14 protein-coding genes are annotated in these 17,255 nt (G+C 49.1%); 11 read left to right on the forward strand and 3 right to left on the reverse strand.

What is annotated here, in order from left to right:
• The first annotated feature begins 80 nt into the window (after positions 1–80).
• Positions 81–1,775 carry a M3 family oligoendopeptidase gene (locus DMN77_RS13130; protein WP_179015359.1) on the forward strand — a complete coding sequence of 565 codons (1,695 nt, stop codon included), beginning with the start codon at positions 81–83 and terminating at the stop codon, positions 1,773–1,775.
• Between the two features lie 95 nt (positions 1,776–1,870).
• On the opposite strand, the gene DMN77_RS13135 is transcribed toward DMN77_RS13130, so the two are convergent.
• The 3 genes from DMN77_RS13135 to DMN77_RS13145 all read right to left on the reverse strand — a co-directional run bounded on the left by DMN77_RS13135 (position 1,871) and on the right by DMN77_RS13145 (position 5,403).
• Positions 1,871–3,169: an NRAMP family divalent metal transporter gene (locus DMN77_RS13135; protein ID WP_068782645.1), complete on the reverse strand. Its 1,299-nt coding sequence runs from the start codon at positions 3,167–3,169 to the stop codon at positions 1,871–1,873.
• Positions 3,170–3,359: 190 nt separating this feature from the next.
• Positions 3,360–4,004, reverse strand: coding sequence for a DUF1232 domain-containing protein (locus DMN77_RS13140; protein ID WP_068782644.1), 645 nt, complete (start codon positions 4,002–4,004; stop codon positions 3,360–3,362).
• A 628-nt stretch (positions 4,005–4,632) separates the two neighbouring features.
• The gene (locus tag DMN77_RS13145) at positions 4,633–5,403 is read right to left on the reverse strand and encodes a MurR/RpiR family transcriptional regulator (RefSeq protein WP_179015361.1); all 771 of its coding nucleotides are present in this window, start codon (positions 5,401–5,403) and stop codon (positions 4,633–4,635) included.
• Between the two features lie 159 nt (positions 5,404–5,562).
• Between DMN77_RS13145 and DMN77_RS13150 the strand changes: the two genes are divergently transcribed.
• The 10 genes from DMN77_RS13150 (at position 5,563) to DMN77_RS13185 (ending at position 17,217) form a co-directional block, all read left to right on the forward strand.
• Positions 5,563–7,542 carry a fructose-specific PTS transporter subunit EIIC gene (locus tag DMN77_RS13150; protein WP_179015362.1) on the forward strand — a complete coding sequence of 660 codons (1,980 nt, stop codon included), beginning with the start codon at positions 5,563–5,565 and terminating at the stop codon, positions 7,540–7,542.
• Positions 7,543–7,610: 68 nt separating this feature from the next.
• Complete coding sequence (locus DMN77_RS13155) at positions 7,611–10,241, forward strand: glycoside hydrolase family 38 N-terminal domain-containing protein (RefSeq protein WP_179015364.1); 2,631 nt, start codon at positions 7,611–7,613, stop codon at positions 10,239–10,241.
• 5 nt (positions 10,242–10,246) lie between these two features.
• Complete coding sequence (locus DMN77_RS13160) at positions 10,247–11,944, forward strand: alpha-amylase family glycosyl hydrolase (protein ID WP_179015365.1); 1,698 nt, start codon at positions 10,247–10,249, stop codon at positions 11,942–11,944.
• A 725-nt stretch (positions 11,945–12,669) separates the two neighbouring features.
• Positions 12,670–13,500: a helix-turn-helix domain-containing protein gene (locus DMN77_RS13165; RefSeq protein WP_179015367.1), complete on the forward strand. Its 831-nt coding sequence runs from the start codon at positions 12,670–12,672 to the stop codon at positions 13,498–13,500.
• A 15-nt stretch (positions 13,501–13,515) separates the two neighbouring features.
• Positions 13,516–13,683, forward strand: a complete 168-nt coding sequence (locus tag DMN77_RS13170) for a hypothetical protein (RefSeq protein WP_157259366.1) — start codon at positions 13,516–13,518, stop codon at positions 13,681–13,683.
• 711 nt (positions 13,684–14,394) lie between these two features.
• The gene (locus DMN77_RS23920) at positions 14,395–14,802 is read left to right on the forward strand and encodes a hypothetical protein (protein WP_256872375.1); all 408 of its coding nucleotides are present in this window, start codon (positions 14,395–14,397) and stop codon (positions 14,800–14,802) included.
• 40 nt (positions 14,803–14,842) lie between these two features.
• On the forward strand, positions 14,843–15,229 hold the full coding sequence (locus tag DMN77_RS23925; protein ID WP_256872376.1) for a phosphotransferase: 387 nt from the start codon (positions 14,843–14,845) through the stop codon (positions 15,227–15,229).
• 26 nt (positions 15,230–15,255) lie between these two features.
• Positions 15,256–15,465 (forward strand): hypothetical protein, encoded by a 210-nt coding sequence (locus DMN77_RS23930; RefSeq protein ID WP_256872377.1) that lies wholly within the window; start codon positions 15,256–15,258, stop codon positions 15,463–15,465.
• 135 nt (positions 15,466–15,600) lie between these two features.
• Complete coding sequence (locus DMN77_RS13180; protein ID WP_179015369.1) at positions 15,601–15,975, forward strand: hypothetical protein; 375 nt, start codon at positions 15,601–15,603, stop codon at positions 15,973–15,975.
• A gap of 231 nt (positions 15,976–16,206) precedes the next feature.
• Positions 16,207–17,217, forward strand: a complete 1,011-nt coding sequence (locus DMN77_RS13185) for a LacI family DNA-binding transcriptional regulator (RefSeq protein ID WP_068782709.1) — start codon at positions 16,207–16,209, stop codon at positions 17,215–17,217.
• Positions 17,218–17,255: the final 38 nt, after the last annotated feature.

A 17,255-nucleotide genomic window follows, 5' to 3' on the forward strand; every position in this document is an offset into this window, starting at 1 on the left:
TGAAGGAAATCATGGGATACCGTGGAATATAACTAAAGATATAGCACTATTCTTATAATGAAAGAGGGTAGAGTCGGATTATGAAATTCAGCGAATATACTTATCAGCGTCCTGTTGTCAAAGAGTTCGAAGTGAAATTCAAGGAGCTCCTGAACGGCTTCACTTCTGCAGAAAGTTATGAGGAGCAGGATGCGGCGATGACGGCGATCAACCAGCTTCGCAGCGAGTATGATACGATGCATACGATCGCCAGCGTTCGCCATTCGATTGATACGAACGATGAATTCTATAAGGCGGAGAACGATTATTATGACGAGGTTGATCCCGTCGTCCTGGAATTTATTAATGACTATTACCGCGCGCTTGTAGGATCGAAATTCAGAGCGGAACTGGAGCAGAAATGGGGCAAGCAGCTATTCCAGCTGGCCGATCTGTCACTTAAGACATTCAGCCCCGAGATTATTGAGGATCTGCAGCAAGAGAATAAGCTTCAGACGGAGTATACACAATTGATCGCCTCGGCGAAAATTCCGTTCGAAGGGGAAGAACGCACTCTGGCCCAATTGATTCCTTTTATGCAGTCTACGGATCGAGATTTGCGCAAGCGGGCTGAGGAAGCGCGCGCTGGCTTTTTGGCTGAGAACGAGGATCGGCTCGATCGTATCTATGATGATATGGTGAAGGTACGGACGCGAATTGCCAAGAAGCTGGGCTATAACAACTTCGTTGAGCTGGCTTATGCCAGAATGAGCCGAACAGACTATAATGCCGAGATGGTCGCTAATTTCCGTGATCAAGTGCAGAAATATATCGTACCTGTCGTTACGAAGCTGAAGGAGCGGCAGCGGCAGCGTATTGAAGTGGATCAATTGCTCTATTATGACGAGAACATCAGCTTCAAGTCCGGAAATGCCACGCCGAAGGGCGATCCGGACTGGATCGTAACGGGCGGCGAGAAGATGTATGCCGAGCTTTCTCCCGAGACGGATGAATTTTTCAGCTTCATGCAAAATAATGGACTGATGGATCTGGTCAGCAAAAAAGGCAAACAAAGCGGCGGCTATTGTACGTATATTAGCGAGTATGGGGCACCGTTCATCTTCTCCAATTTTAATGGAACGTCTGGGGATATCGATGTGTTGACCCATGAAGCGGGTCACGCCTTCCAGGTGTACACAAGCAGACATCTGCAGGTACCGGAGTACAGCTTCCCGACTTATGAGGCTTGTGAGATTCATTCCATGAGTATGGAATTTTTCACTTGGCCGTGGATGAACCTCTTCTTTGAGGAGGAAGCCGACAAGTACCGCTTCGATCATCTGGCCAGCGGGTTAATCTTCATTCCGTACGGCGTGTCGGTCGATGAGTTCCAGCATTTTGTGTACGAGAATCCGGATGCTACGCCAGCGGAGCGTAAGCAAGCATGGCGCAATATCGAGCGCAAATATTTGCCGCACCGTGATTATGCGGACAATGATTATTTCGAGCGCGGTGGCTTCTGGCAGAAACAGGGTCATATTTATACGACCCCATTCTACTATATTGACTACACGTTGGCCCAGATTTGCGCGTTTCAATTCTGGAAGAAAATGCACGAGAACCGCGAAAAAGCGTGGGAGGATTATCTGCGCCTCTGCCGTCAAGGCGGCAGCTTATCCTTCACTGAATTGGTCAAGGTAGCCGATCTGATCTCTCCATTTGAGGATGGTTGTGTGACTTCGGTTATTGGCAGCATCGAGAATTGGCTGGACCAAGTGGACGATAAGGCGTTGTAGACCTAATAAAATGTTCAATACAACAGCGCGTACCTGATGACGGTACGCGCTGTTTGAGTTTGAGCAAAATAAGCTGTTCATAGCTTATTTCTTATTTAGAAGAAGGTCTGCCAGAACGTCGCTACCGTCAGGCCGATCAGAAGACCTACCATGGACCACCCCCAGATTCTCCCGAACAGCTTGGTTCGGTAGTCTCCCATCAGCCGCTTATCGCTGGTCATCAGCACCATAAATATAAGCAAGGGGAGCATCAGGATGCCGCCGATGACCTGAGTGATAATCGAAATAAGGTTCAGCGGTAAATTCGGAATCAGAATTGCCGCAGCTGCGAAGACCAGACTTCCGATATATACGGCATAGAACTTCGGGGCCTCGGTAATCTTGTCATTCAAGCTCTTGGACCAGCCGAACAGTTCGGCAATGCTCCAGGATGAAGAGAGAGATACGGTGATAGAGGCTAAGAACCCTGCATTAAACAGGCCAAGTCCGAATAAAATAGCAGGCCATCTTCCGACGACTTGGTCTATTGCGCTAATCATCTCGGCCGGTCCGGCATCATTCATATTTTGAACATGACCGAACAATGCGGCTCCGCAAATGATAATGCCTGCTGCAATGATCACCTGTATGATTGAGCCAATGGCTGTATCGATCCGGCTGAAGCGCAGTTCCTTAGCGGTAACGCCTTTATCGATCGTCCCGCTGCCTTGAAAGAAGATCATCCAGGGGGCGATTGCATTGCCAATCGTAGCGATTATGAACCAGACGAGTCCATCCTTTAAGTATTCAGGTACATTCCAAGTGATGAAGGCGCGTCCTATATCGGCCATGCTAGGATGAGTCATGGCGGCAACGACGAGGAAAATAATATTAAGAGCGCCGATGAATAAGGCCATCCGTTCTTTAGTCCAATAGCCGGTGAACAGAACAAAGGTAATAATAAGCGCCAGGCAGACCAGAGAGCTTAGCCATAGCGGAAAACCCAGCAGTACTAATCCGGCCGTCATTCCTATAAATTCGGTGATCAGCGTTAACAGATTCTCAAAAGCTAAGGTAGAGATATGGTAGTATCCCCAGAACCGCCCATACCGTCTCAGCGCCAGTCTGGAGAAGCCTTCCTGGGTGACTGCCCCCAGCCGCATGCTCATCTCCTGAATCGTATATGCCAGCGGGGCCAGGCAAATCACGAGCGGTACAAACAGGCCGATGCCGAAGTGGGCTCCTGTAACCGCATAGGCGATCACCCCTCCGGCATCATTATTAGCAATGGCCGCCAGCAACCCGGGCCCCAGCAGCGCCCATAGGACCCATAGAAAGCGGCGTGGTCCTCTTTTTGGTCGATCCACCATTTCTTTGAACTTGGAACGACTCTCTTCCGCTTGAACTTGACTCATGTAGCGTTCTCACTCCCTCTTGGATGTTAATTATGTTGCAGTCTATTCGGGAGTGTTGAGAAAAGTGCAACGAATTTTGAGCCTTCTGCAATATTGCTTGCTTATATTTTCTCCGCTTTAATGATTTAGGCAGACATAAGCCCCTAGGATAAACAAGGGTCAGCCATTGCTTATCTTAGGGGCTATACATTTAAGAAGCAGAATCATCAATTCGCGATAGCCGTTCCATTACGAGCTGGACTGCAATCGCGTCATCGACGTAGCCAATCGGGAATAAATAATCAGGTATGATATCGACGGCAGAGATGAAATACAATAGTCCGCTGCCGAGTACAGCCTGTTCCTCCGGAGATATATCCTCATGACAATATTGCTCGAACATTCGATTCAGCTTTTCGATGAAGGGTCCGGCACCATTCACCTGCTCTACCTTGGAATGAAAGTCATCGCGAATCATTTGCTTGCCTTCAGCCGTTTGGGCGTATTGCTCGTATTTCACTAATTCCTGTTGCACGCGTTCTGTTGTAAACTGCGGGTCGAAGCTAGTGGAGGAAGTCAGAACGTCTTGAATCGTATTAATGGAGTGATGAAGATCGGTGAGCCGTTCCTTTTCCAATTCTTCGCCGTCCAGCATGGCTGCTTCGATGAGCACTGCCAACGGTACATGCAGATGTTCAGCAAATAACTTCAGGTGGCTCGGCTTGGCCGACTGTTTGCCATTTACAATACGAGATATTGTCGCCGTATCAATTCCCGTCAATACACTCAGCCTTCGCATGGATAGCGAGTTCTCCTGCAGCAGCGATTTAAGTATAACGCCAAAATTGGCCTCCATTTTGAACACTCCTCCCCTTGATCATCATCCACCTGTTTAGATCAATATATGAAGAAAGTATGTGGCCTTGTTCATATTCTTCCTTTTGAATCTGCCTATTGTTGATAATTGCTCAACAGCCTGCTTGGCAGTCATGCACCAAACCCAAGCAGCCTATTGGTTGGTATTGGCTGTCTTTATTTATTTATATTACTGAGCCTCAACAATAGCACTAATTGTAAGCCTCAGAGAGAGTTCCTCTTTGTCGGAAGTAAGTTTCTTATCATATGTAAGCTCCAGCGAGTCTGCACTACTTGCCGGAAAAGAGGGGAGCGGATGGACCCAATCTGTAAAAGTGCGGTTTTTTTGAAATGAAATTGCCGATCTCAAACAAAATCCCTGCAAAAACGCAAGGATTAATATGTATATACTTGGATTTTAGGCTTTTAACCTGAAAAGACTGCCTTTTGTGAACCGTAAATCGTTTAGCTTGATGAAAGCAGCATTTATGCAGGGAATGGCGGGTGATTAGTGGTCACAGCTTGACGGCAGCAGTGAATCATTTCGAGCTGGGATGGCCCGGCCGGCAAGGCGGCGCTGAGAAGATTCCCCCAATAAAAGCCGCACCTTCGCAGTAACTTCCGGTCAGCTAGGGGTATCTGTTAGACGGTTTTCGCTCTGCCAGCTTCTTCATATAGGTTTCCAGCAAAATATCCAAAAGCACAACGAGTGGAGAACGAGGGGTTATATCATAGCCGGAGAACGATTCCGTGGGCAGACTGGTGCTGATGTTATGGGTGGCCAGCTGGGACAAGCGGCTTCCGGCGTTATTGGTTACTGTAAAAATCTGTGCGCCGGTAAAGCGAATTTTCTCCGCCGCTTTAACCAGCGTGGCCGTCTGTCCGCTCATTGAAATAAATACGACAATATCGCCGTTTTGCAGCATATTCGGGAGCAAGTCAATGATGTGTGATTCATATACATGCATATTCTGTTTATGTACTTGCAGCAGCCTTTTGGCAAAATATTCACCAAGCGCTTTAGTAAGTCCTACCGAGACTACAACGATGGTTTTGGAGTGCAGCATAATCTGTGCCATCTGACTGATCCGTTCATGATCGATGTTATCAAGCGACTGGTGCAGGTGCTGAACGTATTTTTGAACGACATAAAGGTGGTCCAAGGCATTATTATCGTTCAAGGTACGCAAAATATAGCGTAAATCGGCAAAACCGGTCAGACCGAGCTTTTTGCAGGTACGGATTACTGTGGTGGTAGAAACGTTGATAGCTTCCGCCATCTCTACCAGCGACTGTCTTTTTGCCGTCTCAAAGTGATTATCAATGTAGTATAGTACATATTTCTCCGCATTGCTGAGCTGCTCAATGTAAGTCCCAAAACGCTCCAGTACCTGTCCCATTTTTGCTGCTTGGCCTCCCTGCTATTTCGACTTTATTACGATTGTACAATTATACATGATCTGTATCTTATACAAAAACAAATTTGGTTATTATATAAATGAAAACGCTGTTAACAGCCGTAATATAACTGATTTTACGGGGAAGAGAGGTTTAACGACATGAAGCTTCAAACAATGACAGGATCTCATCTGTTGTTTCTGGACGTTGACTGGTCAAGCAAAGAGGAAGTGATTGATCATCTGGTTGGCGCTTTGGCAGATGCCGGGGCTGTCGAATCTAAAGAACAATTTAAACAGGTTGTCTTCGAACGGGAGGGACATTCGCCGACGGGGTTTGAGCATGGTCTTGCTATTCCTCATGGCAAATCGGCTCTTGTTAAGGAAGCCAAAGTGGCGATCGCCCGATTGAAGACGCCGATTGAAGGCTGGGAGTCGATTGATCCCGATAATAAAGTAGACCTGGTCTTCCTGCTGGCGATTCCTGCAGCGGAGTCGGGCTCGACACATGTGCGGCTGTTGGCTCAGCTGTCAGCCAAACTGGTAGATGAGGATTATCGTGCGCGATTGTATTCAGCCAAGTCGCCGGAGAGCTTTCTGAACAGTTTGGACGGGACGGAGGAGAACAGCACGCCGGAGCAGAGCAGCGCTATCGCTAAACGCACTGTGCTTGCAGTAACCTCCTGCGCCGCTGGGATTGCCCATACCTATATGGCAGCTGAAGCTCTGCAGAAAGCGGGGAATGAGCTGGGCGTGACGGTGCTGGTTGAGAAGCAGGGAGCCAATGGACAAGAGGACCGCCATACGGCAGAGCAGATAGCCCAAGCGGACGCCGTGCTGTTTGCCGTGGACACCAAGGTGAAAGAACGGGGACGTTATGCCGGCAAACCGTACGTTCAAGTAAAGGTGGCCGAACCGCTCCGGCACGGCAAGGAATTGCTGCTGCAGGCGCTTGAGAATCCTTCCGGTATTGTTGAGAAGGAGGAAGTGCAGGAAGCAGCGGTCAAAACAGCCCCGAAGGGATTTAAGGGCCTCATCGGTGAAATGGCGCAGGCGGTCATGACCGGGATATCCTATATGATTCCGGTGCTGGTGGCCGCCGGACTTATGCTCGGGATCGCCAAATTGACCTGGCTGTACGGTCTGGGGCTTCCAATCGCGGATATCGGCAGCGCGGACTACGCGGCAGTTGGAGGATTGAAGGAGTTCCTGCACAATCTGGACGCCTTCGGAAACCTGATCTTCAAGTTCCTGTACCCGGTATTCAGTATGTTTGTCGCTTATGCTCTGGCTGACCGGGTTGGTATTGTGTCCGGCCTGCTTGGGGGAGTATTCGCCAGCGGTATGCATTACACCTTTTGGGGTGTGGAGGGTGGAATTCCAAGCGGTTTTCTTGGAGCGCTCGTATTGGGGTTAGCTGCTGGATACATGGCCCGCTTCTTGAATCAAAAAATCCGCTTATCGCAAAATTTTGCGGCCATGAAGCCGATGCTCCTTATTCCAGGTATCAGCATTCTTCTATTATTCATTCTGAACCAGTACTTGGTGGATCCGTTCTTCAGCCAGCTGAACCGCTGGATTGCCGACTTTATTCAGGGCATGACGGGGACCGGCGAGCTTACCTTGTCGGCGGTTATCGCGGCGGCAACCGCCTTTGACCTTGGCGGGCCTGTCAATAAGGCAGCCGGGGCGATCGCGATCGGGATGGCTGCAGATCATATTTTTCCGCTTACCCCACGCGTGCTGGCCATCGTTATTCCGCCGCTCGGCATTGGCCTGGCGACTATTATTGACAAGTTTGTTGTAGGGCGGCGTGTATTTAGTCCGGATTTGCGTGTTGCAGGGAATACTTCGTTTCTGCTCGGATTTCTGGCTATTTCTGAAGGGGCAATTCCCTTCATGCTGAGAAACCCGCTGCTCACCATCCCGATTAATCTGATTGGAGCGGTCGCTGGTTCCTGTACTGCGGTCGCACTTGGCGCCGTTCAGTGGTACCCGCTGCCAGCTATTTGGGGCTGGCCGCTGGTGGAACATTTCCTGGCTTACTTTATCGGTTTGGTGGTAGGTATCGCCATTATCGCTTTTTCCAACATCTTTATTCGTTATGCCATGATCAAACGTGAAGAATTGAAGGATAGCTGAGCTGTTTAACAAGATACATCAGGCTGTGCGGCAGCACAGCCTTCTCAATTTCATTGGAGGTACGCATCATGAACTGCAAATCCAAAGTCCATATTGTACCGCACTCCCACTGGGACAGAGAGTGGTATTTTACAATAGAAGATTCGAATATATTGCTTGTTGAGAATCTGGATGCTCTGTTGGAAGTGCTGGAGCAAAAGACATCCTTTCCAGGGTATGTCTTCGATGCCCAGGTTTCCGTCATAGAGGATTATCTGGCGGTTCGTCCGGAAAACCGCGAGCGTCTTAAGTCGCTAATAAGCCAGCGGAGGATTTTTATTGGCCCCTGGTTTACACAGACGGATTCGCTGCTGGTCAACCGGGAGTCGGTCATCCGTAACTTGCTGTATGGTGTACGCGGCGCAGAAGCCATGGGACATTCTATGAAAGTGGGTTATTTGCCGGATATTTTCGGTCAAAATGCTTACCTTCCGTCTTTTTTTCAGGAGTTTGGCATTCAGTACAGCGTTTTGCAGCGGGGGGTTTATGACGATCAAGTCCCGCGCGATCTTAATTTTACGTGGGTGTCGCCGGACGGTAAGGAAGTGAAGACCAACTATATTTATTTTGGTTATGGCCCTGGGAAGTTTCTGGAACCTTCGGCTGCTTACTTCACCGAGCGTTTAAACCCGATCCTGGAAGCACTGGAACAGAAAAATACCTCGACGAATCAAATTTTGCTGCCAGCGGGCGGCGATCAGGTGCTGATTCGGGCGGCTTTCCCGGAGACGGTGCAATGGCTGAACCAGCATGATCCCAGCCGGGAATATGTATTGTCTGATTATGAGGCGTTTATGAAAGAGACATGGTGTGGAGCAGGCTTCAAAGAACGCCTTGAAGGCGAGCTTATCGCGGGCCAGAAGGCTCGAATCCACAGCACGATCCGTTCGCAGCGCGTGGATCTGAAGATGCTTAACTACCATGTGGAGAACAAGCTCCTGTATGTGCTGGAGCCATTAGCTTGTATCGCTTCAGCGCTTGGCCTCAAATACCCGGTCATGTGGATGAACCGGATCTGGAAGCTGCTGTTTGATGTGCATGCTCATGATTCCATCGGCGGCTGCAATTCGGACGATACGAACCGCAGCATCGAAATGCGCCTGATCCAAAGCGAGCGGATGATCGACGGATTGTGCAACGTTCTCAAGAAGCAACTGGCCAGAGCTGCATTACACAATGAGGAAGGCGGAGACCTCCTGGTATTCAATTTATTGCCGCGCCATAGGGAAATACTCCAGCCGATCGTAGTATTTACCAGGGACAGCCAATTTTGGTTACAGGACAGGTCCGGAGCATCTCTGGAAGCCATGGTGGTGAGACAGGATTATATCGACGGGGGGCGTCAGGTCCTTGTCACCGCGGAAGGCGAGCAAGAAGTGAAGGCCCCCGGTTATTACCGGACGGAACTTCTGGTTAGAACCGAGGTGCCGGCCATGGGGTATACAACCCTGCGGGTTAAAGAAGGCAAGCGACTGGAGCATTGGGCGCCGGTCAGAGAGCCGGTGATCCAGAACGAGATGTATCGGCTGGAATGGGAGAATGGTGAAATGATATTGGAAGACCTCAGAAGCGGCAGAAGAATTTCCGGATTGCTGCGCTTTGAGGATGCTGGCGATGCCGGCGATTCTTACGACTTCTCGCCGCTTGCCGGGGCGGATTCTCTTTTTGGCAGCACCTGCGAGCTGGTGGATGTCAAACAGGGAGCATTAAGCAGTTTATTGACGGTCCGCCATACGATGAAGGTCCCGAATCATATCGATGAGCGGGCATTAGGCAAGGCTGAGCAGGAACTTGTTATAGAAACGGCCTTCGAGCTGCGTCAGGGCGAAGCTTACGTACGCGTGAAGCATGTAGTGGATAACTCCGTGCGCGATCACCGTTTGCGCGTGCTGCTCCGGCATCAAGGAGAGCATACCTGGGCTGATCAGGCATTTACTGCGCTGCGGCGGGAGAAGGTCAACCCTCATTGGCAGAATTGGCGGGAGAAAGGCTTTGCTGAAGCGCCGGTACCTATTTATCCCTTGGAGAATTATGTAGTCGCGGAAGGCCAGGATGGTCAGCTTGGCGTTATTACCGAAGGACTCAAGGAGTATGAGCTCTTGGAAGAGGAACTGGCGCTGACGTTGTTTCGCTCCGTCGGGCAGTTGGGTAAGGATGACTTGGCCTGGCGGCCAGGGCGGGCTTCCGGCATTAATAACAAGGTGGTAGAAACCCCGGATGCCCAGCTTCTAAAGCCGCTATCTTTTGCCTATGCGCTTCATATTGCTGAGGGCCCGTTCCGTGCGGAGGAATGGAGCAAAATGGCGGAGGAATATATCGGACACGCTACGGCATACCACCTTCAGACGCTTAATACCTTTGAAGAACGGCTGGAGCGGTTCGAGCTGCCGCAGCCGATAAACCAGGCGCCGGTTGAATTTTCCTTACTGTCGGTCGAGGGAAAGGTTCTCTTCTCGGCGCTGAAGCGGAGCGAGGAGGGGGACGGTATAGTACTAAGGCTATTTAACCCCGGGGATGAAGACGAGCCGGTTATGCTTCACTCTGAACTCTTCGCTGAAATTCAGCGGACTACTTTGGCGGAGCTTCCTACACCCGATTCCGTCAACTCGATAGCTGCCAGAGGATATATGACACTCAAATGTCTAACGGAGAAGGAGTAGATCGTATGAACAAACAGGAGCTGAAGCAGGACCTGCGAGAGAAAATGCTGTTCATCTATGGGGAGAGTCAGGGCTTGCCGGCCTATGAAGCGATGCTCTCGCTTGTAGAACGGTGGGAATCCGTTGACTTCGGGCAAAGCGGGGAGCTGAGCGAGCGCAATGCCTTCCTGATTACTTATGGAGATGCTATCCGTATGCCGGGGAAGACGCCGCTTGCCGCCCTGCACACCTTCCTCAAAGAGCAGGTTGGCCGCGATGCAATCACCGATATTCACCTGCTTCCGATGTTCCCGTATACTTCAGACGACGGGTTTTCGGTGACAGATTACCGTGCGATTCATCCGGACCTGGGAAGCTGGGAGGATATCGGCGGGTTCCTGGATGATTACCGACTGATGTTTGATTTTGTCGCCAATCATGTATCGAAATCAAGCGAGTGGTTTCAAGGTTATCTTCGAGGAAATCAGCGGTATGAGCACTATTTTATTCCCAGGGAAGAAGAATTTGATGTATCGCAGGTAATCCGCCCCCGCACCTCGCCCTTGTTCCATGAATATGAAGGAAGCTGCGGACAGCGAACAGCCTGGACTACGTTCAGCGAGGATCAGGTGGATCTGAATGCGAGCCATTTTCCAGTATTATGCGAATTGAGCGATATATTGCTGGACTATGCCCGGCACGGGGCCTCTGCTATTCGACTGGATGCGATCGGTTTCTTGTGGAAGGATTCAGGAACGACCTGCATGCATTTGCCGCGTACACATGCGATCATTTCTACATGGCGTCGGCTATTGGATTATTTTAAGCCAGGAACTCAAATCATTACCGAGACGAATGTTCCACACGCCGATAACATCAGTTACTTTGGGGATGGCATGAACGAGGCCAACATGGTCTACCAGTTTTCGCTGCCTCCGCTCGTTTTGTTTACCCTCACTGTTGAGGATGCAACAAAGCTGACGCAATGGGCGAAAGGGATTAAGCGAGTGTCCGATACCGCTACCTATTTTAATTTTCTGGCTTCCCATGACGGAATCGGTATGCGTCCCGCAGAAGGCATTCTGAATGAACAAGAACGACAGTTGCTGGCCGAGAAGACGGTTGCCAACGGCGGGCGCATCTCCTACAAAAATAACCCTGACGGCACAAAATCGGTATACGAGCTAAATATCAACTATATTGATGCGCTCGCCAATGCCGAAGAGAAAAACAATATTCATCTTGTCACGCAAAAAGCGCTGGCCGCTCACTGCATTCTTTGCTCGGTCATTGGCGTTCCTGCTATTTATTATCATTCTCTGTTTGGCTCCTCTAATGATTATAAGGGATTGGAGGAGAGCGGCATTAATCGTCGGATAAACCGCGAGAAGCTGGATGCCGGAAGATTGACCGCGGAACTAACTGGCGATGAGCGGCGACGTACTATATTCAGCGGCATTACAGCCATGCTTGCTGCCCGGAGAAAGGCCAGCGCATTCTCCCCTTATGCCAGCCAGGAAATTCTTGAGCTGGACAGCCGGGTATTTGCAGTACGCCGGAATAATGCCAAGACAGGCTGCACGGTTACGGCAATCATTAATGTGACGGGCAGACCGGTGCAGATAAAGGCCCCGAAATCAGGCAGGGATCTGCTAACCAATAAGGAAACCGGCGACATGCTGGAGCTCGGCCCTTACGGATATATGTGGATTCAGGAAAATTAAGCAACGATCAGGTGTTATCCTAACGGTAGGCTCCGCTAGTCCGGAAGCGGTGGGTCGGGGTGTACGCTGGCTGGGATACGGGCCTTGATACCGTCTAAGACTAAGTTGTAGATGGGCTTGGATATCGCCGATGATAAGGTCAAAGGTAGGTTCGATATCACCCATGGCCAGGTCCAAGAGTGACCTTAATACCGCCGTGACTAGGTCGAAGACGAGCTTTGGTATCGCCAATAACAAGATCAAAGACAGGCCTATCGCTATCTCACCGATAACAAGGTCATAGATGGGCTTCGATATCGTCCGTGATAAGGTCAAAGATAGGTTCGATATCACCCATAGCCAGGTTCAAGAGAGACCTTAATACCGCCGTGATTAGGTCGAAGACGAGCTTTGGTATCGCCGATAACAAGATCAAAGACAGGCCTATCGCTATCTCGCCGATAACAAGGTCATAGATGGGCTTCGATATCGTCCGTAACTAGGTTCAAGACTATGATTTAAAGATACCCGCAAGCGAAGCCGGAGGATCGGCCCGTTTGCGGGTTGTTTTTGTTCGTGTGATTCTTTTTTCGTTTTCGTTCTGCAGGATTTACTTAACAGCCCTGAGACCTATGCCCTGATATGCTTGTGGAATAAGGGATGCAACCGCTGGTTGACATATTGTCAGCTTAACTTGGTAGCTAGCGGCCCGTTGACTTTATATGATGGCGTTGAGGTGATGGATAATGGATTTTGCAGATAAATTGCAAAGTTATAGGAAGCAGAGGGGAATGTCGCAGGAAAATTTGGCGGAGGCAATCGGGGTATCCAGACAGGCCGTGTCCAAATGGGAATCGGGTCAATCGTACCCTGAGATGGAGAAGATGATTGCGCTCAGCGAACTGTTTCAGGTAAGCATTGATCATCTGGTGAAGGGAGTAGCTGTGGAGGATAGCCGTATTCAGGAAACTAATGCTTCCCCGCACTATAAACCTGTTCCGGAAGAGGGAGTATCTTCAAGCATGCGCTGGGTAAGAGGATATTCATACCATTATGAATATAAGAGCAGGGCAACACTCTACGGGGTTCCGATAGTTCATATTAATTACGGCCGTGGAAAGCTTCATGTTGCCAAAGGGATCATTGCAGTAGGGAATATTGCCATTGGCGCCCTATCGTTGGGACTTCTTGCTCTGGGAGGTATAAGCATCGGGGTCTTGTCAGCGGGCCTCATTTCATTGGCGGGGTTTTCGTTCGGCTTGCTGCTAGCTATCGGAGGAGGCGCAATCGGGACGATTGCAATAGGCGGATTGGCTCTCGGCATTTTTGCCCTTGGAGGCCTGGCTTTGGGAATGTTCTCGCTCGGCGGGGCTGCGATCGCTTCCCGGGTTGCTATTGGGGGATATGCCAGTGGGCACATAGCTATCGGCGATACTGTGAGGGGAGCCTATACTTTGATTGCGCAGGAGGGTCAACTTAGCGATATTTATGCCGACGATGTCAGGTCGTTGATCTATCAGGAATATCCAGGATTATGGAGAACGATCGTGGGGTTGCTGGTTTGGATGTTTAGGTAGCGGGATAGAATTGAGATGTCTCTTTATGCCAACCATGCTCATTGTGATGAACCTGAAGATAGCGCAACTATCGAGCTTTGTGGATCAATCGGCAAAATGCAGGTCTTGGGTTTGCTGAAGCTGCTGCCAATTCTTTCTAACGAAACAGGGTATCGCTATTTGGGTCAAAAAGAGCCGCTGTAAAATCTAACGAAACAGGATATCGCTATTGGAGCCAAATTTGAGCATACACCCCTTATTTTCCCTAAATAACGATCCGTAGTTTCGTTAGAATTATTTTGCTGCCGATTAAGGGGAAATAGCGATCTGTAGTTTCGTTAGAAATCGGTTGGGCCAATAAATACATTTTAACGAAACAGGGTATCGCTATTTGGGTCAAAAAGAGCTGCTGTAAAATCTAACGAAACAGGATATCGCTATTTGGGTCAAAAAGAGCTGCTGTAAAATCTAACGAAACAGGATATCGCTATTGGAGCCAAATTTGAGCATATGCCTCCTATTTTCCTCAAATAACGATCCGTAGTTTCGTTAGAATTATTTTACTGCCGATTAAGGGGAAATAGCGATTAGTAGTTTCGTTAGAGATCGACCGGTGCTTTGCGGCGGGATAAAATACTTTAAATCAATCTGGGAATCGCCCTGCGTAAGCCGTCAGGACTAAGATGGAGTTAGCTTGATACGGAGGGAGTGATCGGTATGAAACGCCCGGCTAATTTTTCTATTGTATATGTTAAGGTGTACTTCTACTATTATTAGGCTAAATAGGGCTGTGGACAGCTGTGCCGCATCGGGTTCAACCAACCGCCGTCATGCAGCAAAGTGCTGCACACTGGGAGTTGGGGCGCGGTGCAAAAGAGGTCCATGGCCTTTTATACGTGTGTGAGGGGCTATTGTGTGTCTGTTTTTAAGTTACTTAAAAAAGGAACTGAAGCGTTGCTGAAATTGAAGTTTCTGTTCAACAATGAAGATTTAGCGGAGATGATCGTGAAAAATTGGACGTATGATGAGGATTCGCTGGAAATGTTCCAGTTCTACAGGATTTCCTCTAATGCGATATATCCATTTCGATATAAAGGGAAGATAAGATTGCTCAGATTTGCGCCAGTGAAGGAGAAGAGTAAGCAGAATTTGGAGACGGAGCTCGAATTTATTTCGTATTTGCGTACGAATGGCTTTCCGATTGGAGGTTGTGGAGAGCAAGAGCGGCCAGTATTTAATCAAGGTTGGGACGCCGTGGGGAGCATACTATGCCTTGGTATTCAACCGCGTGCCCGGGAACCCGATCGGCAACATCGACTGTAATGATTCGATTATTAATCGTTAGGGTCAAGCGCTGGGCAGGTTGCATCATTTATCGAGTCAATACACACCGATGCAGGCCCGAAGATGGTCATATCTGGATTGCCTCGACGGGATAGAGGAGCAACTATTAAATTACCTGGAGCACGAGCAGCGCGATGAGTATGAACAGTACGAACAGCACAAGTACCACAAGCAGTACGAGCAGCACGGCGCCGCATTGGCGGAGGCCAGACTGCTGCGGGATTATTTCGCGGCCATGCCTGCGACTAAGGTAAATTTTGGATTGATCCATTATGACTTCGAATATGATAATGATTTCTATGATTCTACTTCTGAGGAATGTTATGCGATTGATTTTGATGACGCGATGTATCATTGGTATGCGATGGATATTGAGCAGGCCTTAAAGAGTGCACCCTTCCTATAGAATTTGAGCGTAAGAAGCAGCGCATTTTGGCAGGATACACTGAAGAATATGAGCTTCCGGATTTTACTGCTTTGCTCCCCGCATGCCGGAGATTTGCTAACTTGTATAGTTATGTCCGCTTGCTAAGTTCCACTGCGGAACGTTGGGATCATGAGCCTTCATGGCTCATTCATCTAAGACAGAGACTGGAGCAGGCAATGGCGGAAAATACCGCTGAGTTTATGATGGAACTATAGATAAATATTTGCTTCAGATGGCCGGCGCCTGCTACCGAGGATGCCGGTCATCCTCTTTTATTATTGTCTCTATAATTTATCATTAAAGGATATATGAACCTAGAGATGAAATAACTATAATGGAGTTTATAAAGGTTGTTCGCTTTTGATCACGAAGTAACTCTGAGAGCTGATTCGGCGCCGGATTTTAAATTCAGCCTGAGGGCCCGCCTAAGCATATGCTTGCGAATACCTGTTTCCTATGAAAACATCTTAAATGCTCACGCAGGATTCATCCCGGGCGGAACCGTGTTGATGAAGGGGACTACTGAAGACCTCTCAGGAGTTCACGCAGGATTCATCCCGGGCAGAACCGTGTTGATGAAGGGGACTACTGAAGACATTTCAGGAGTTCACGCAGGATTCATCCCGGCCAGAACCGTGTTGATGAAGGGGACTACTGAAGACATCTCAGGAGTTTCACGCAGGATTCATCCCGGGCAGAACCGTGTTGATGAAGGGGGCTACTGAAGACATTTCAGGTGTTCACGCAGGATTCATCCCGGGCGGAACTGTGTTGACGAAGGGGATTACTTGAGACCTCTCATATGTTCACGCAGGTTTCGCCCAGCTCCTCGGTCCCTGGCTTCGTTGAGCGGAAGCATTTTGGAAAAACGCATGTCGGAAGCATATGCTGCGGTACTGAAAGTCGAACTTTTTGCACTCGTATTTATAGTTAATGAAGGGGATGGATGGAATAGAATGGCTACAATTAAGGATGTGGCGAAATTAGCGGGGGTTGCATTGTCAACCGCTTCTTATGCGCTGAGTGGAGATCATAGAGTCAGCGCTAAGACCCGGGAGAAAGTCATTGAAGCGGCAAGGCAGCTGAATTATCACAAGAACGGTTTTGCCATGGATTTAAAGCGTAGCCGCACGAATACCATTGCTCTGATTCTGGCGGACTTGTCGGGTCCTTTCTACTCGGAGCTGATCCGAAGTGTTCAGGAGGTAGCCTTATCCAACGGTTACGATCTGATCGCTTGCAGCTCAATCGGAGAAAGAGACTCAACGGCGGTTCGTTTTTTACGTGAGAAAAGGGTGGATGGAGCCGTCGTGCTGGCTTATAACATGACTGATGAAGTATTACAGGCTTCAGCTGGACCCAATTTCCCAATTATTGCAATGGATCGGGTCATCTCAGGTGAAGGTTTGGTCAGCATTATTGTGGATGGAGAGTCCGGAGGATATGAGGCAACTCGCTACTTAATCAATAAGGGGCATCGAAAGGTTGCTTATATCAGCGGTCCTTCGAATTCTTTTGCGAATTCGCTTCGGTACCAAGGGTTCCTGCGAGCTATGAAGGAGGCCGGGCTTGAGGAGCAGGCTAAGTGGCGGCTTAGCGGGGGATTCATTCGGGACGGCGGATATAGGGCGACGAAGATGATGTTGATGCAGGGGGAACTGCCAACAGCCATATTCTATGGAAATGATGAGATGGCGATTGGCGGACTTAAGGCTTTCGAAGAAAGTGGAATAAGGGTGCCGGAGGATATATCCATTATTGGATTTGATGACATCGAATTGACGGAATTTATTCGGCCGCCGCTTACTACTATACGTCAGCCAATGTATGAGTCCGGTTCATTAGCGGGTCATTTGCTGTTTCAAATGCTGAACGGTGAGAGCGTGAATGAGTCCTATAAGCTAAATGTTCAAATCATCGAGCGTCAATCTGTCTCTGCACCGGCGAAGCATAATAGTTCCGTATAGTATAACTACTGGCTAGCGAAATGGGCTTGAAATTTTCG

The organism is Paenibacillus sp. 79R4 (genome assembly GCF_013393165.1).
Lineage (GTDB): Bacteria > Bacillota > Bacilli > Paenibacillales > Paenibacillaceae > Fontibacillus.

What these genes read in the sequence shown, in the direction of transcription:
- DMN77_RS13130 (WP_179015359.1), top strand. Translation starts at nt 81, where the DNA reads ATGAAATTCAGCGAATATACTTATCAGCGTCCTGTTGTCAAAGAGTTC.
- DMN77_RS13145 (WP_179015361.1), bottom strand. Translation starts at nt 5,403, where the DNA reads ATGGGACAGGTACTGGAGCGTTTTGGGACTTACATTGAGCAGCTCAGC.
- DMN77_RS13170 (WP_157259366.1), top strand. Translation starts at nt 13,516, where the DNA reads ATGTCTCTTTATGCCAACCATGCTCATTGTGATGAACCTGAAGATAGC.
- DMN77_RS13150 (WP_179015362.1), top strand. Translation starts at nt 5,563, where the DNA reads ATGAAGCTTCAAACAATGACAGGATCTCATCTGTTGTTTCTGGACGTT.
- DMN77_RS13185 (WP_068782709.1), top strand. Translation starts at nt 16,207, where the DNA reads ATGGCTACAATTAAGGATGTGGCGAAATTAGCGGGGGTTGCATTGTCA.
- DMN77_RS13135 (WP_068782645.1), bottom strand. Translation starts at nt 3,169, where the DNA reads ATGAGTCAAGTTCAAGCGGAAGAGAGTCGTTCCAAGTTCAAAGAAATG.
- DMN77_RS13165 (WP_179015367.1), top strand. Translation starts at nt 12,670, where the DNA reads ATGGATTTTGCAGATAAATTGCAAAGTTATAGGAAGCAGAGGGGAATG.
- DMN77_RS13155 (WP_179015364.1), top strand. Translation starts at nt 7,611, where the DNA reads ATGAACTGCAAATCCAAAGTCCATATTGTACCGCACTCCCACTGGGAC.
- DMN77_RS13160 (WP_179015365.1), top strand. Translation starts at nt 10,247, where the DNA reads ATGAACAAACAGGAGCTGAAGCAGGACCTGCGAGAGAAAATGCTGTTC.
- DMN77_RS13140 (WP_068782644.1), bottom strand. Translation starts at nt 4,004, where the DNA reads ATGGAGGCCAATTTTGGCGTTATACTTAAATCGCTGCTGCAGGAGAAC.